The organism is Curtobacterium sp. PhB142 (genome assembly GCF_004341255.1).
In the GTDB taxonomy this organism is placed as follows: Bacteria; Actinomycetota; Actinomycetes; order Actinomycetales; family Microbacteriaceae; genus Curtobacterium.
Genome location: NZ_SLUT01000007.1, coordinates 44,152 through 59,394, shown reverse-complemented (window position 1 = coordinate 59,394; position 15,243 = coordinate 44,152). Strand labels below are relative to the sequence as shown.

Sequence of the window (15,243 nt, the reverse complement as noted above, 5' to 3'; positions counted from 1 at the left end):
CACTGAACGGACGGGAGGCCCGGTGCCAGCTGGCACCGGGCCTCCCGTCCGTCCGTGCGGGCGATCACCGCGCCACGTGCGCTACCTAGCCACGCGACGCCTTCTGCGGGACCGTGAAGATGTTGCCGGTGGTGACGCCCTCTTCCACCTCTTCGAGGGTGCGACCGCGGCTCTCCGGCACGAACTTCCAGATGAAGAGCAGCGCGAGCAGACCGACGATGCCGAAGCCGAAGAACGTCCCGGTGATGCCGGTCGCGGCGACGATCGTCGGGAAGTAGAGCCCGAGGAACGCGTTGGCGATCCAGAGGCAGAACACCGAGATGCCCATGCCGAGCGCGCGGATCTGGGTCGGGAAGATCTCCGACAGCACCACCCACACGGCGATGTTGAGGAAGGTCTGCATCGAGCCGACGAACGCGACGACGAGGAACAGGATCACCCACGGGCGAGCCGGGTTGCCCTCGGGCAGTGCGACCGAGGCGATGCCGATCAGGAAGTGGCAGACCGTCGTCAACGAGAAGCCGATGATCAGGGTCGTCCGGCGGTTGATCTTCTCCATGTTGTACAGCGCGATCACGCCACCGACCACGGCGATCACACCGGGGGCGATGTTCGCGATGAGGGCTGCCGATGCCTGGAACCCGGACTCGATGAGGACGGTCTGCCCGTAGTACATGATCGAGTTGATGCCGGTCAGCTGTTGGGCGACGCCGAGCCCGGCACCGATGAGCACGATGCGGATGAGCCACTTGTTGCCGCGCAGCGTCTGCCACCCGCTGACGCGATCGGCCTTCGCCTCGAGGTCGTTGCTCCGCTTGATGTCGTCGAGCTCGGCGGTCGCACGCTCCGTGGTGCGGACCTGCTGCAGGACGGACAGCGCTTCGTCGTACCGCCCCTTCGACGCGAGCCAGCGCGGCGACTCCGGCACCCGGAGCATGCCGACGAAGAGTGCGATGGCAGGGAGCGCACAGACGGCCAGCATGACGCGCCAGACGCCGTTGCCCTCACCCCACAGGTTGCCGATGATGGCGTTGACCACGAACGCGGCGAGCTGCCCGATCACGATCATGAGCTCATTGCGGCCGGACAGCGAACCCCGGATCTCGTACGGAGCGAGTTCGGCGAGGAACACCGGGACGACCGTCGATGCACCACCCACTGCGAGGCCGAGGAGCACACGACCAACGACGATGACACCGAACGTCGGTGCGAAGACGCAGATGAGCGTGCCGAGGAAGAACGTCACGGCGAGGGCGATGATCGTCTTGCGACGCCCCCACCCGTCGGCGATGCGGCCGCCGAGCATGGCACCGATCGCGGCGCCGAACAACAGGGAGCTGGTGACGACGCCCTCGGTGAAGTTCGTCAGGCCGAGCTCGGCCTTCATCGGGTTCAGGGCGCCGTTGATGACGCCGGTGTCGTACCCGAAGAGCAGCCCGCCGAACGTGGCGACGAGGGCCAGGACGCCGAGGCGGCGTCGGTGTGGTCCGGTCCCGATCGGGGGCAGTGCGACAGTCGGGGCTGTCGGCTTGATGTCGACCATTCGGTGACTCCTTCGTCGGTGATCGCGCTTCAGTGCGTGCACCGATGGTAACCCGATTCCATGTCCTGTCAATTGGACATTCTGTCGTCAGGACGATTGGATCGGTCCACATAACGCCTGATCAGGACGGGAGCGGTCCAACGGCCCCCGTTCGACCGTCAGGACTCGTCGGGCGTCGGGCTGTCCCCCAGCACGTCACCGAGCGACGCGATGTCCGCGCCGTGGTCGGTGTAGCGCCGGACGGTCCGTCGGGCAGCTGCGCTCGCGGCACCGGACAGCGCCGGGTTGCGTCGCGCGGCATCGGCCACCCGGCCCGCGTGCCCCGCGGTCGAGAGCAGGACGTTCGCCAGCGCCCGAGCGTCGCCGCGTTCGGGCACCCCGGTGACCGTCCACGCCGTGCGCACCTGGGCGTCCGGCGTCACACCGCGTCGGGTGCCCATGCGGTGCCAGTCGGACAGCACGCCCTCGGTCCGGGAGGCCGCCCGGTCGGCCTCGCCCGCTCTCCGGCGCGCGGCGTCGCGAGCAGCGGACTCGCTCGCACCCTCGACCGTGTCGTGCCGGTCGGTGAGGCCGTCGGCCCGGCGCCGGACACTCTCCGCCCGTTCACGAGCAGCGCCGTCGTCACCGCCTTCTTCTGCGATGCGGGCGGCGTGCGCGGCGGCAGCCGCGGCGAGGATCTCCGAACGCTCCATGGCCTCGACGGTAGCCGTTCCGACCGACACCGGCGACCGCTCAGACGATCGACACGTCCCAGCCGAGGTCGGCGGCCCGGTCACCGAGGACCCGGGCGTTCGCGCCGCACACCGACTCGGTCGACCCGGTCGGGTAGTAGCGACGGATGGCTGCTTCGGGGACGAACCGACCACCGAGCGGATCCGTGGCGGCATCGCGCACGCTCCACCACCGATCGGTGGCCTGCGCGATCGCCGTCTCGAGCGGGACCTCCACGGTGACGATGCGCAGCTTCTCGTACCCGGCGTCGTCGAGCTCGGCGAGGAGGTCGTCGAGGTAGTCCACGCTCGACAGGGTGCCGTGCACGACGACGTTCTCGCCGTTGCGGAGGGCTCGGCGGCGCAGCGTGTCGGCAACGGTGGTCGACTCGGCGTGCACGAACCCGGCGATCTCACGGAGCTGCACCGGCCGGTCGTCGGCCAGGCGACGAGCCGTCCACCGGTCCACCAGACCGTCCGCCTGTGCGCGCAGGAGCAGCGGGTCCTTGAACTCGTCGGCGTCGATCGACCGGTACCCGCACAGCTCGGGCATCCGCTCCAGGGCGGTCGACTTCCCCGACCCGGGCGGCCCGGCCGTCACGACCACCGCGAGCGAGCCGTCGGTGACCGGCGACGGGGTCAGCGCGCGGTGTTCCTCGAGCACGGACTCGTGGAACCGCAGGCGGCTCGCCTCGTACAGGAAGCCGTCCGGCGCGTAGATCGTCCTGGTGCTCGCGCCGGCAGTGTCCGACCAGGGGTTGTCGAGCGAGTCGGCCCGGAGCGCACGGCCCAGCTCGACGGCCACCCGGTCGCGGAGCTCCGTCACCGGGTGCGCTTGCGGGTCTGCCGCTCGGCGATCGCCCGGCGGACGGTCTCGTACTCGACCTCGGACAGGAGGCCGTCCTGGAACGCCGCCGCGAGTTCCTTGGTGGTGCCGGTGGCCGAGGCGGCACCGTCGAACGCCGCACCACGCTTCGGGGTGCGGTGCGTCAACGCCATCGACGACAGCTCGCGCAGCATCGTCTCCGAGTCGATCTGGCCACCCTCGCGCCGGGAGATGACCTCACGCGGAGACGGCCGCTTCGTGGTCAGGGTCCGGCGGGAGAGCCGCCGCGAGACCTCGGGCTGGGAGATCCCGGCGAGCTTCGCGATCTCGCGCTGCGGGACGCCGAGGTCGGCGAGCTTGAAGATCCCGCGCCGCAGTTCCATCTCAGCGTGGTGTTGCTGCTCACGACTGTGCAGGACGTGCTCGACCGCCGCACGGACGGTCGCGGGCGCACTGTCGGTCCGACCGGCCAACGCGCGCACGACGGCTTCCGTGTCGGGTCGACGCGGGTCCGGCCCACCGCGCTGCCCGGGGACCACCCTGACGCCCATGACCACCTGCTCTCGTTGATACCGACGGTATCACTCGTCGTGGACGACGGAGGATCCGCGGTACGTCTGCAGACACAGGACGGAGGCGCTGCGTTCGCCCCGGGGACACCGCGCGGTTAGCATCGAGCTGAGGGGGAATCATGAACCGGACGCTCGCGATCGGGGTCGTCGTCGCGGCCACCGTGGCACTGTCGGGGTGCTCGCTGCTGCGCGGGTCGGACCGAGCCCTCCCCGCCCCGTCCACCCCGGCGACGACGCCGACCTCGTCCGCCACGCCGACACCGACGCCGGACGCCGACCCGGAGGGTGACCTCCTCGAGTCGTCGGCGCACCCCCGCACGCCGACCCCGGAACCCACCGAGTCAGCGGCTCCGGCGCCGACGCTGACGCCGATCCCCGCCGGGACCGTCCTCGCCCAGGGTGACGTCGCGTCCCCGAAGGGCAGCGTGCACTTCCGGTTCCGCGTGGTCGCGGTCGGCGACGACACGTTCACCGCGCAGTACTCCGGCTTCACCTCGACCCTGCCGGTGCCGGTCGGGGTCGGCCTGTTCGACCTGCCGCGCGCGGTCGGCGACGGCCTGACCTACCCCGGCGTCGGCGACCGGACGCTCGGTGGGCCGACCAGCACGGCGACCGCGGTGGACGTCCCGCTGAGCGGCTCCGGCGTTGACCCGTCGCACCTCACCACGCTCGTGACCTACTCCGCGGCGGCTCCGGGGCAGGAGGTCCCGGTCGAGATCGCTGCCGGCAAGGTGCTCGCGGTGACGACCGTGCGGTGGTCCGTCCCGGCGCGGCAGACGAACGTGCACCCGGAGGACGCCGGTGCCCGGGCGAACGCGACCGGTCCGGTCACCGCGACGACGACGGGCGGGGCGCCGCGGTCGTACACGGTCGCGCCGGACGACCTCATCGGGGACGTCGCCGCGCGGTTCGGCATCAGCGTGCGGGCGCTCGTCTGGCTCAACGAGGGCGTGCAGGTGTTCGGGACGGACCAGCACCTCTACGAGGGAACGACGCTCAACCTCGACCCGCTCGCCCGCTGACCGCGGCGGTGACCCCTCCACGAAAGCGACACTCTTCCGCGGAACATCGGCGCACATCTGTCGCTTTCACGGGCCTGACGGCGCCCCGTGGGGCGCAATTGTCGCTTTGGCAGCGACCGGCAGACGCACGGGAGGCCCGTGGCGGATCCGCCACGGGCCTCCCGTCTCGCAGGTGGGTGCGTCGCTACTTGCGCAGCTCCAGGTACTTCGCGATGAGCGCCTTGGTCGACGGGTCCTGCGCGTCGAGCGCGGCCTGGTCGCCCTCGACGGCGGGCGTGACCTGCAGCGCCAGCTGCTTGCCGAGCTCCACGCCCCACTGGTCGAACGAGTCGATGCCCCAGATCGTGCCCTCGGTGAACACGATGTGCTCGTAGAGCGCGATGAGCTGGCCGAGCACGCTCGGGGTGAGCTCCGGCGCCAGGATCGACGTCGTCGGCTTGTTGCCGGGGAAGGTGCGCGCCGCGACGATGCCCTCGTCGGTGGTGCCCTCGGCACGGACCTCGTCGGCGCTCTTGCCGAACGCCAGCGCCTTGGTCTGCGCGAAGAAGTTCGCCAGGAACAGCGTGTGCACGTCGGTGCCGGGTGCGACGCCCTTGCCGTCACCGGTCTCGTCCTTGAGCGGACGGGCCGGGTTCGCGACCGTGATGAAGTCGGCCGGGATCAGGCGGGTGCCCTGATGGATGAGCTGGTAGAACGCGTGCTGGCCGTTCGTGCCGGGCTCGCCCCAGAAGACCTCGCCCGTCTCGGTGGTGACGGGCGAGCCGTCCCAGCGGACGCGCTTGCCGTTCGACTCCATGGTGAGCTGCTGCAGGTACGCGGCGAAGCGGTGCAGGTACTGCGTGTACGGCAGGACCGCGTGGCTCTGCGCACCGAGGAAGTTCGTGTACCAGACGTTGAGCAGGCCCATCAGGACCGGGACGTTCTGCTCGAGCGGCGTGGTGCGGACGTGCTCGTCGATGGCGTGGAAGCCGGCGAGGAACTGCTCCCAGTTTTCCTGGCCGATCGCGACGATGACGCTCGTGCCGATCGCGGAGTCGACGGAGTAGCGGCCGCCCACCCAGTCCCAGAACCCGAAGGCGTTCTCGGGGTCGATGCCGAAGGCCTCGACCTTGTCGAGCGCGGTGGACACGGCGACGAAGTGCTTCGCGACGGCGTTCTTCTTCTCGTCGTCGGCGGCGTCGGTCAGGCCGAGCCGCTCCCACAGCCACTGGCGTGCGAGTCGCGCGTTCGTCAGGGTCTCGAGGGTGCCGAAGGTCTTCGAGGCGACGATGAACAGCGTGGTCTCGGGGTCGAGGTCCACGGTCTTCTCGTAGATGTCCGCCGGGTCGATGTTCGACACGAAGCGGGCTTCGAGGCCGGGCTGGACGTACGGCTTGAGTGCTTCGTAGACCATGACGGGGCCGAGGTCGGACCCACCGATGCCGATGTTGACGACGGTCTCGATCCGCTTGCCGGTGACACCGGTCCACGAGCCGTCGCGCACCTGCGACGCGAACGCGTAGACCTTGTCGAGCGTGGCGTGCACGTCGGCGTCGACGTCCTGGCCGTCGACGGTCAGCGGCGCCGCCGGGACGAGTCCCTCGGTCGCCTTCGGACGACGGAGGGCGGTGTGCAGGACGGCGCGGTCCTCGGTGACGTTGATGTGCTCGCCGGAGAGCATCGCCTGGAAGCGCTCGGCGACGCCGGTGTCCTTCGCGACCTGCAGCAGGGCGGCGAGGACGTCCTCGGTGACGAGGCCCTTCGACAGGTCCACGGTCAGGTCGGCGGCCTGGAACGTGTACTGCTCGGCACGGCCGGGGTCGCTGTCGAACCACCCGCGCAGGTCAGGGGTGAAGTCGGCGGCGATGCCATCGAGCTTCTTCCAGCCTTCGGTCGATGTGGGGTCGACGGGAGCGGATTCGGTCACTTCGGTCCTCCTGGGATCACGTTCGAGACGTACAGCCCGCAGGTCACCGCACCAGTGCGTCGCGGACCGTCTTCGAGCGTAGTGCCGTCGGCACCGTGGTGCGCACCGCCGGACGGGAGGCGCGGGCTGCGTTCGCTGCGCGCGTCACGTCCGACGGCTGGTCGGCCTCAGGGCCGGGGTGCGAAACGACGCAGCCGCAGGCTGTTCGTCACGACGAAGACGGACGAGAACGCCATGGCGGCGCCGGCGAGCACCGGGTTGAGCAGCCCCGCCATCGCGAGCGGGATCGCCGCCACGTTGTACGCGAACGCCCAGAACAGGTTGCCCTTGATGATGCCGAGCGTGGCCCGCGACAGCCGGACGGCGTCGGCGACGACGGTGAGCCGACCGCTCACGACCGTGATGTCGCTGGCCGCGATCGCCGCGTCGGTGCCGGCGCCCATCGCGATGCCGAGGTCGGCCGCGGCGAGCGCCGCGGCGTCGTTGACACCGTCACCGACCATGGCGACGCTCCGTCCCTGGGCCTGCATGCCCCGGACGGTGTCGAGCTTGCCGGCCGGGGTGGCGCGGGCGTGCAACTCGTCGATGCCGACCTGTGCGGCGACCGCCCGTGCGGCGCCGTCGTTGTCGCCGGTGAGCAGGACGGGGTGCAGACCGAGGGCCACGAAGCGCGCGACCGCGTCGGCGGCCTCGGGCTTCACGGTGTCGCCGACGACCACGACGCCCAGCACGCGGCCGTTCCGGGCCACGACGACCGCGGTCCCGCCGTCGGTCTCGGCGGCGGTGATCGCCGCGGTCACCGCGTCGGGGACGGGGATCGCCCACGACGAGGTCAGCCAGCGGGTACCGCCGACGAGGACGACGTCGCCGTCCACGACGGCCTGCACGCCGGCGCCGGGGGTCGACTCGAACTGCTCGGCGGTCGGGACGTCGAGGTGCCGGGCCACTGCCGCACGGACGACCGCACGGGCCACGGGGTGCTCGGACCCGTGTTCCACGGCCGCGGCGAGGCGGAGCACGGCATCCTCGTCGAGGGCGGCGTCGGCGGAGGTCACCGCGCGCACGGTCATCTCGCCGGTGGTGACGGTGCCGGTCTTGTCGAGCACGATCGTGTCGACGCCACGGGTCTGCTCGAGCACCTGCGGGCCGCCGATCAGGATGCCGAGCTGGGACCCGCGGCCGGTGCCGACGAGCAGCGCGGTCGGCGTCGCGAGCCCGAGGGCGCACGGGCAGGCGATGATGAGCGTGGCGACGGCTGCGGTGAACGCCGCCGTGACCGAACCGCCGAGCACGAGCCAGCCGACGAACGCCAGCACGGCGAGCGCGATGACGATCGGCACGAAGACGCCGGACACCCGGTCGGCCAGGCGTTGCACGTCGGCCTTGCCGGTCTGCGCGTCCTCGACGAGCCGTCCCATCCGGGCGAGCTCGGTGTCGGCGCCGACGCGGGTGACGCCGACCACGAGCCGGCCGCCGACGTTGATCGTCGCGCCGGTCACCCGGTCGCCCGGGCCGACCTCGACGGGGACGGATTCGCCGGTGACCATGCTGCGGTCCACGGCCGAGGACCCGTCCTGCACGAGGCCGTCGCTGGGGATCCGCTCCCCCGGCCGCACGACGACGACGTCCTCGACGACGAGCACCGACGCGGGCACACGCTGCTCGACGCCGTCGCGCAGCACCGTGGCCTCCTTCGCGCCGAGTTCGAGCAGGGCGCGCAGCGCTGCGCCGGACTGCTTCTTGGCGCGGGCCTCCATGTACCGGCCGGCCAGGATGAACACCGTCACGGCCGCGGCGACCTCGAGGTACAGGTCGGCCGCCTCGGGGTCGGTCGCGATCCACGAGAACGTCATGTGCATGCCGGTCGTGCCGGCGTCGCCGAAGAAGAGGGCGTAGAGGGACCAGCCGAAGGCCGCCAGCACACCCACGCTGACCAGGGTGTCCATGGTCGCGGCACCGTGTCGGGCGTTCACCCACGCGGCGCGGTGGAACGGGAGCGCGCCCCACACCGCGACGGGCGCGGCGAGTGTCAGGGCGAGCCACTGCCAGTTCGGGAACTGCAGGACCGGCACCATCGAGAGCAGGACGACCGGCACGGCCAGGACCGCAGACACGACGAGTCGTCGGCGCAGCGCACCGGCCGGGTCGTCGGCGTCGTCGTCCGGCGCCGTCGTGTCGGCCGGCGGCGCGGGGACGGTCGCACCGTAGCCCGCGGACTCGACGGCGGCGATGAGGGCAGCGGGGTCGGCGGGGCCGTCAGCCGCGACCTGCACCTGCGCCTTCTCGGTGGCGTAGTTGACGGTGGCGGTGACCCCGGGGAGCTTGCCGAGCTTCCGTTCGATGCGGTTCGCGCACGAGGCGCAGGTCATGCCCGTGATGTCGAGCTCGACGATGCCGTCCGTCACGACGGCACGACCTCGTACCCCGCCTCGGCGACCGCACCGCGGAGCGCACCGGCGTCGACGGGTGCGTCCGAGGTGACCGTCACCGACGAGGCACCGCCGGGGACGAGCGCGACGGCGACGTCGGACACCCCCTCGAGTTCGGTGAGTTCCTCGGTCACGCTCAGCACGCAGTGCTCGCAGGTCATGCCCTCGACGAGCAGCAGTTCGGTGGTCACGGTGTCTCCTCCTGTGGTTCGGGTGCGGGCGGCGGTCACGAGCGCACGAGCCGGGCGATGGCCTGGCTGGCTTCGCGGACCTTCTCGTCCGCGGCGTCGCCACCCTCGGCGACCGCCTCGGCGACGCAGTGCTTGAGGTGGTCCTCGAGCAGCGACAGCGCCACGCGTTCGAGCGCCCGGTTCGCCGCCGAGATCTGGGTGAGGACGTCGATGCAGTACGTCTCGTCCTCGACCATGCGGGCGATGCCGCGCACCTGGCCCTCGGCGCGACGGAGCCGCTTGAGCAGGTCGTCCTTGTCGCCGATGTACCCGACGTGTTCGTGCATGGTGGCCTCCACGGTCCTCAATACGGTACCCCCCTAGGGTATTCCCTCCCATGGATGCGCGGACACGAACGAGGGTATTCACCTCGCCGTGCCGTCGATGTCATGATTTCGACCATGACCGATCCGGCGACGAACGGCTTCCGCAGACTGCGGTTCGCCGACGGCGACGGCTCCGACTACTCCGACATCTTCGAGGCGGAGTACCACGGGTCCGACTTCGCCTCGGAGACGTACGCGACCGACGACACCCGCTACGAGTACACCGTGGTCGGCGACGACGACCTCACGCTGCGGACCATGCGCGCCGAGGGCGGTCGCCGCGGCGGGGTCATCGGGGCGCGGGAGGACCACGTGGTCTTCTGGCTCACCAAGGGTCGGCTCGAGATGCACTTCCCCGACCGCACGCGAGTGGTCGAGCCGGGCAGCCCCTACATCGCCAGCGCGTCCGAGGCGTACCGCTTCGAGTCCGACGGCACGGTCTACAACGGGGTGCACATCGCGGACTCGTTCCTGCGGACCGTCGGGCGCGACCTCGGCTACCGGCTGCCGGACGGCCCGCTGCTCTTCGACCAGCAGGACGAGGTCATCGCCCGCCGCGAACCGCTGCGCCACCTCATCGGGGAGCTCGGCCCGGCGCTCGTGGACGACCGCGTGGTCGGTCCGATGCGGACGGCGCTGAACCGTCGGCTGGCGATCGTCGTGCTCGACACCTTCCCGATCCGCAACCGCGGCGACGACGTCCCCGTCGCCAACCGCCTGCGCGACGCCATCCGGTACGTCGAACGGCACGCGGCCGAGCGTCCGGCGGTGTCTGAGATCGCCGCGGCGTGCGGGCTCAGCCAGCGCGGCCTGCAGGACGTGTTCGCCCGCACCCTGGACTCGACGCCGCACCGGTTCCTGCGCGAGCACCGGCTCGACCGGGTCCGGAGCGAGCTCCTGCGTGCCGGCGACGACCGCTCCCCCAGCGCGGACGGTGTCGCCCTGGTCGCACGTCGGTGGGGCTTCACCAACCCGGGCCGGTTCGCCACCGCCTACCGCGAGCGGTTCGGCGAGGACCCCGCCGCCACGCTCCGCACGTCGCTGTCCGCACGGCCCGACAGTGGTCGGTCCTCGTGGCGCGTCCGCCGCGCGGTCGCGTTCATCGAGGAGCACGCCGCCGAGGACCTCTCCCTGCAGGACATCGCCGACGCCGCCGGGGTCCTGCCACGACGCCTGCAGCAGCTCTTCCGAGCCGAGCGAGGCGAGTCCCCGATGGCGTGCGCCCGGGCGATCCGCGCCGCTGCAGAACGCAACGCGGCGGACGGAACACGCGACACCGCCTGAGCGGACGGCCAGGGGGTACAGCCACATCCCCGTGTTCCCGCGGATTCCTGGATCTCTGCCGAATCCGGAAAGTCATGTGTGACGAATCTCTGGTGCAGCCCGTCTCATCCGTGAACAGCAACCGCTGGGAACGCCCGGCGGGTCAATCGGAAGGAACGAACCATGGCTGACTCCATCACCACCACCCCGGCCACCACCGCCGCGGCCCGGACCACCTCGCACGCCGGCTCGAACAGCGGCGTCACCGGCAAGACCGTCATCGACGACACCGTCGTGTCGAAGGTCGCCGGCATCGCCGCCCGCGAGGTCAACGGCGTGCACTCGCTCGGTGGCGGCGCAGCCCGTGCGATCGGTGCGCTCCGCGACGCGATCGGCCAGCGCGACTTCGGTCAGGGCGTCAAGGTCGAGGTCGGCGAGAAGCAGGTCGCCGCGGACATCGTCATCGTCGCCGAGTACCCGGTGTCGCTCCAGCAGGTCGCCGACGGCGTCCGCAGCAGCGTCGCCCGTGCCCTCGAGCAGATCGTCGGCATGGAGGTCGCCGAGATCAACGTGACCGTCCAGGACGTCTTCATCCCGGGCGACGACGACGACAACGACAACGACGAGAAGAAGGAAGCGCGAGTCGCATGAGCAACACACTGATCGGTGCCCTCATCGGTGCCGTCCTCGCAGTCGTCGCACTGCAGTTCGGGTTCTGGGGCTTCGTCCTGGTCATCGTCTTCGGTGCGATCGGGGCCCTCGTGGCCGCCCTCGCCACCGGCAAGATCGACCGTGGTGCCCTGACCGACGTGCTCACCGGGCGCCGGAGCTCCCGGTGAACGCCGGCCCGGACGTCGTCCCGGGCCGCGTCGAGATCACCGCTCGTGCACTGACCTCGCTGGCGCGGGCCGTCGCAGCCGAACGGCTCGGCGCCCCCGCCAAGCGGGTCAGGGTCGGTCTCGGAGACGCGGCCGGAGCGATGGCCCTCGACGTCACCGGCCCCATCGCCGCGGGCGACGACCTCGTCGCCCGTTCGGCCCAGGTCGCCGACGAGGTCAAGCGCCGCGTGAGCGAACTCACCGGCCGCCGCGTCGGCAGTGCCCACATCGAACTCACCGGGATCGTGCGCGAGCGCGAGTCCCGAACCCGGTAGGAGACCATCATGAGCAACGGTTCCGTCGAACGACGCATCCGTCGTCGGAGCGTGCACCGCTCCCGCTCGACCGCAGTGGCGGTGGCGCTGGTGGTCCTCGCACTGGTCGCCGCGTGGATCGGCACGGAGTCGGTCCTGCGGGCGATCGGGCGACCTCCGCTCCTCGCCGACCCGCAGACCGCCGTCGACGCCGCACTGCAGCCCGACGCCGCCTTCGTCACGATCGCCGAGGTCATCGCCGTCGTGCTCGTGGTACTGGGCATCGTGCTGATCGTCCTGGCCCTGAAGCCGGGCCGCCAGCACCGATCCGTCGTCCAGCACGACCGTGGCGCCGTCGTCATCGACACCCGCATCGTCGCCTCGACCGCGGCCAACGCCGCCGGGACGGCCGCGGGGGTCCCCGAGGGCAACGCCTCGGCCACCGCCCGCGGTCGCCGCACCGACGTCCGGATCGTGCCCGTCACCGGCATCCCGGTCGACGAGCAGGCCGTGCAGGCAGCCGTCCGCGACCGCCTCAGTGGTCTCGACGAGCGGTTCGGCCGGAACATCCGCGTCCGCGTCGACGAGAAGGGGACCCTCGCATGACCAAGAGCAACCGGACCATGAACCGGATCATCCTCTTCGTCCTCGGCCTGATCGCCGTCGTCGTCGGTCTCACGATCGGCGCGGGCGCGCTGCCCGCCGTGCAGGACGCGATCAAGCCCACCGTCGACCTGCCGAGCAACCTGGACGTCCCCGCGTCCTCGCTCTGGATCGTCGCCGTCGCCTGCGCCGTCGTCATCGTGCTCGCCCTGGTCTGGGTGTTCACCCGCGGCGGGGGCGGCACGTCCGTCGCCGTCCGCGAGCGTTCCGGTGAGGACGCCGTCACGGTGAACGTCGCACTCGTCCGCGACGTCGTCGAGCACGAGCTCGCCGGGGTCCGCGACGTCGTCGGCTCCCGCGTCGACACCTACCTGGTGCGGAAGCAGCGTGCCGCTCGCATCCGCGTCGCGGTCCGCCGCGGCGGGGACGCCGTCTCGGTGCTCGACGCCGTCGACCGCGCCGTTGCGGTCCTCGACCGCACGCTCGGCCGCCAGGTGCCCGTCCTGGTCCACCTCACCGGTGGGACCCGTTCGGCGCTCGCGAAGTCGACCCGCGTCCACTGACACCCGTCAGCCGGACGCGACCCCGGGACTCCCGGCCCACCGAAGACCCACGCAACACCCACCACCGGGCGCACGCCCGACCGATGAAAGGACCCGTCATGGGACTCGACGACAAGATCAAGAACGCTGCTCAGGACCTCGCCGGCAAGGCGAAGGAAGCCGTGGGCAAGGCCCAGAACGACGACTCCAAGGTCGCCGAGGGCCAGAAGGACCAGACCTCCGCGAGCGTCAAGAAGACCGGCGAGGACGTCAAGGACGTCTTCAAGAACTAGGACGCTCGATGCGTGTCGGGGCACTCGCGACGTCGAGTGCCCCGATGCGTTCCGCGGACCCGAACGAGGAGGAACCATGCAGCACGACCCCCATGCGCACACGCAGGTCACCGAGGTGGCCCTGCCCGCAGAACTGACGGAGCCGCTGCCCGACGACGCGACCCCCGCGATGCTCATCGCGCGAACCGCGGCGGAGACGGCGCTCGGCGTGCCCGGCGTGCACCACCTCGGCGGGACCGTGTCCCGAGCCGCCGACGAAGTGCGGAAGCGGCTCGGCCGCTCCGCCGGGACCGCCGGTGTGCAGGTCGACGACGAGGACGGCACCTTCGCGGTGCAGGTCTCCGTCATCGTGACCTACCCGCAGAACGTCCGCGAGGTCGCCGACGAGGTGAAACGACAGGTCGCTGCAGCAGCCGGCCAGGTCGCATCCGCGCCGACGACCGTGGACGTCCGCGTCCTCGACGTGCACGGGCCGTTCGACGACGAGCCCTCGCCCGTCGAGCGTGCGGCCACCGCCGTCGGCGATGCCGTGCAGGACGCCGCGAAGGCGACGAGCGAGACCACGAGGCGCGTGGCGACGGCGACCGTCGACGCCACGAAGCAGGCGGCCGACGCGACGGCCGAGGCGACCAAGCGTGCCGCCGACGCCACCGCCGACGTCACGAAGCAGGCAGCCGAGGTCACCGCAGACGCCACCAAGCGTGCCGCCGACGCGACGGTCGACACCGCCAAGCGTGCTGCCTCGGCCACCGCTGAGGCGACCAAGCAGGCTGCCGACGCGACCGCTGACGCCACGAAGCGTGCCGCCGACGTCACCGCGGACGCCGCTGAACAGGCCGTGGACGCGACGACCGCCACGGCTGGCCGTGTGCACGAAGCCGCGTCCGACGCGCTCGACCGTGCGTCCGAGGGCGCACGGGACGCCGCCGACACCGCGCGCGACGCGGCCAGCAGCGCACGTGCGGCCGTCGTCGACGAGGACACTGCGACCCCCGTCGTGGCCTCCGAGACGGCTGCCGACGCAGCCGTGCGCGCCGCCGACTCCGCCGAGGACGCCGCGCAGGACGCCGCCGACGCCGCAGCCGACGCCAGCGAGGCAGCGCGGGCAGCCGCCCGCGACGGCGACCAGCCGACCGACCCGACCACGGACCGACCGTGACCACCGCCTGGTCCGGCGGTCGTCGGCCCCGCACCCGTCGGCCCCGGCCGCGCGGTGTGTGGATCGCCGGTGGCATCGGCGTGGTCCTGGTCGCCGGGGTCCTGCTCGGGGCGTTCCTGCCCCTGGTCGGGTTCCTCGGCGGCGTCACCGCCACCACCGCCGGCCTCGTGCCGTTCCCGTTCGTGCGGGTCACGGTCGTCGCGGTCCTCGGGCTGATCGTCGTGCTGGCGCTCCTCGCGCTGGCGCTCACTCGTCGGCACACCACGACAGCGACGATCTCGGTCGTGCTCGCCGTCCTGGTGAGCATCGCCGTCACGGTCGTCCCCGTGGTCCTGGTGGCCGTCGGGTCCGCCGACCGCGCCGGCGACGTGTGGCCGATCGTCAGCGAGCTCTGGCAACGCTTCACCGGCTGATCCGCCGGCACCTGCACCACCGACCAAGGAGTCCCACCATGCGCAACCGCATCATCGTCATCGGCCTGATCGTCCTGATCGGGTTCTGGTTCGGCTCCCGCGCGAACCGCCCGGTCATCAAGACGTCCAAGGGCGAGACCGTCCGCAAGGCCTGGAACGACCCGCACGCCCGCAAGGCCCGCAAGAAGCTGGGCAAGAAGATCGCCAAGGCCGCCAAGCGGCACAGCTGACGACCTGGAGGCCCGGATCACCTGCGCCGATCGGCGCGCGTGAT

The 15,243-nt window shown here is 71.5% G+C and carries 19 protein-coding genes; 11 read left to right on the top strand and 8 right to left on the bottom strand.

Annotation, left to right across the window (positions count from 1 at the left end; translation table 11 throughout):
• Positions 1–85 precede the first annotated feature (85 nt).
• The 4 genes from EDF31_RS14485 to EDF31_RS14470 form a co-directional block, all read right to left on the bottom strand.
• Entirely contained in the window at positions 86–1,543 is a 1,458-nt protein-coding gene (locus tag EDF31_RS14485) for a sugar porter family MFS transporter (RefSeq protein WP_123938434.1), read from the bottom strand.
• A 158-nt stretch (positions 1,544–1,701) separates the two neighbouring features.
• Complete coding sequence (locus EDF31_RS14480) at positions 1,702–2,235, bottom strand: hypothetical protein (protein WP_131846618.1); 534 nt, start codon at positions 2,233–2,235, stop codon at positions 1,702–1,704.
• 40 nt (positions 2,236–2,275) lie between these two features.
• Positions 2,276–3,079, bottom strand: coding sequence for a zeta toxin family protein (locus EDF31_RS14475; protein ID WP_123338485.1), 804 nt, complete (start codon positions 3,077–3,079; stop codon positions 2,276–2,278).
• A complete protein-coding gene (locus tag EDF31_RS14470) occupies positions 3,076–3,630 on the bottom strand; it encodes a hypothetical protein (protein ID WP_131846617.1) in 555 nt (184 codons plus the stop codon). Before EDF31_RS14470 ends, EDF31_RS14475 begins: the two co-directional genes overlap by 4 nt.
• A gap of 140 nt (positions 3,631–3,770) precedes the next feature.
• Between EDF31_RS14470 and EDF31_RS14465 the strand changes: the two genes are divergently transcribed.
• On the top strand, positions 3,771–4,673 hold the full coding sequence (locus tag EDF31_RS14465; RefSeq protein WP_131846616.1) for a LysM domain-containing protein: 903 nt from the start codon (positions 3,771–3,773) through the stop codon (positions 4,671–4,673).
• Positions 4,674–4,857: 184 nt separating this feature from the next.
• Here the strand turns inward: EDF31_RS14465 and pgi are convergent, their stop codons facing one another.
• From pgi to EDF31_RS14445, 4 genes are all read right to left on the bottom strand, one after another.
• Positions 4,858–6,579, bottom strand: a complete 1,722-nt coding sequence (gene pgi, locus EDF31_RS14460) for a glucose-6-phosphate isomerase (RefSeq protein ID WP_131846615.1) — start codon at positions 6,577–6,579, stop codon at positions 4,858–4,860.
• 167 nt (positions 6,580–6,746) lie between these two features.
• Positions 6,747–8,984, bottom strand: coding sequence for a heavy metal translocating P-type ATPase (locus EDF31_RS14455; protein ID WP_131846614.1), 2,238 nt, complete (start codon positions 8,982–8,984; stop codon positions 6,747–6,749).
• Entirely contained in the window at positions 8,981–9,169 is a 189-nt protein-coding gene (locus EDF31_RS14450) for a heavy-metal-associated domain-containing protein (RefSeq protein WP_123338494.1), read from the bottom strand. Before EDF31_RS14450 ends, EDF31_RS14455 begins: the two co-directional genes overlap by 4 nt.
• Positions 9,170–9,234: 65 nt before the next feature.
• On the bottom strand, positions 9,235–9,525 hold the full coding sequence (locus tag EDF31_RS14445) for a metal-sensitive transcriptional regulator (protein ID WP_111084793.1): 291 nt from the start codon (positions 9,523–9,525) through the stop codon (positions 9,235–9,237).
• 114 nt (positions 9,526–9,639) lie between these two features.
• Between EDF31_RS14445 and EDF31_RS14440 the strand changes: the two genes are divergently transcribed.
• The 10 genes from EDF31_RS14440 (at position 9,640) to EDF31_RS14395 (ending at position 15,199) form a co-directional block, all read left to right on the top strand.
• Positions 9,640–10,848, top strand: a complete 1,209-nt coding sequence (locus tag EDF31_RS14440) for a helix-turn-helix domain-containing protein (RefSeq protein ID WP_165901436.1) — start codon at positions 9,640–9,642, stop codon at positions 10,846–10,848.
• Positions 10,849–11,010: 162 nt separating this feature from the next.
• Positions 11,011–11,478, top strand: a complete 468-nt coding sequence (locus tag EDF31_RS14435; RefSeq protein WP_131846612.1) for an Asp23/Gls24 family envelope stress response protein — start codon at positions 11,011–11,013, stop codon at positions 11,476–11,478.
• Positions 11,475–11,666, top strand: coding sequence for a DUF2273 domain-containing protein (locus EDF31_RS14430; RefSeq protein WP_123291766.1), 192 nt, complete (start codon positions 11,475–11,477; stop codon positions 11,664–11,666). The genes EDF31_RS14435 and EDF31_RS14430 overlap by 4 nt, the downstream gene beginning before the upstream one ends.
• The gene (locus EDF31_RS14425; RefSeq protein WP_123291765.1) at positions 11,663–11,980 is read left to right on the top strand and encodes a hypothetical protein; all 318 of its coding nucleotides are present in this window, start codon (positions 11,663–11,665) and stop codon (positions 11,978–11,980) included. The genes EDF31_RS14430 and EDF31_RS14425 overlap by 4 nt, the downstream gene beginning before the upstream one ends.
• Before the next feature lie 9 nt (positions 11,981–11,989).
• Positions 11,990–12,565, top strand: coding sequence for a DUF6286 domain-containing protein (locus EDF31_RS14420; protein ID WP_123673696.1), 576 nt, complete (start codon positions 11,990–11,992; stop codon positions 12,563–12,565).
• Entirely contained in the window at positions 12,562–13,125 is a 564-nt protein-coding gene (locus tag EDF31_RS14415) for a hypothetical protein (protein WP_131846611.1), read from the top strand. The genes EDF31_RS14420 and EDF31_RS14415 overlap by 4 nt, the downstream gene beginning before the upstream one ends.
• A 98-nt stretch (positions 13,126–13,223) precedes the next feature.
• Positions 13,224–13,397, top strand: a complete 174-nt coding sequence (locus tag EDF31_RS14410) for a CsbD family protein (RefSeq protein WP_131846610.1) — start codon at positions 13,224–13,226, stop codon at positions 13,395–13,397.
• A 76-nt stretch (positions 13,398–13,473) separates the two neighbouring features.
• Positions 13,474–14,556 carry an Asp23/Gls24 family envelope stress response protein gene (locus EDF31_RS14405; RefSeq protein ID WP_131846609.1) on the top strand — a complete coding sequence of 361 codons (1,083 nt, stop codon included), beginning with the start codon at positions 13,474–13,476 and terminating at the stop codon, positions 14,554–14,556.
• Entirely contained in the window at positions 14,553–14,969 is a 417-nt protein-coding gene (locus EDF31_RS14400) for an MFS transporter permease (RefSeq protein ID WP_131846608.1), read from the top strand. Before EDF31_RS14405 ends, EDF31_RS14400 begins: the two co-directional genes overlap by 4 nt.
• 38 nt (positions 14,970–15,007) lie before the next feature.
• Positions 15,008–15,199 (top strand): hypothetical protein, encoded by a 192-nt coding sequence (locus EDF31_RS14395; protein ID WP_111084762.1) that lies wholly within the window; start codon positions 15,008–15,010, stop codon positions 15,197–15,199.
• Positions 15,200–15,243: the final 44 nt, after the last annotated feature.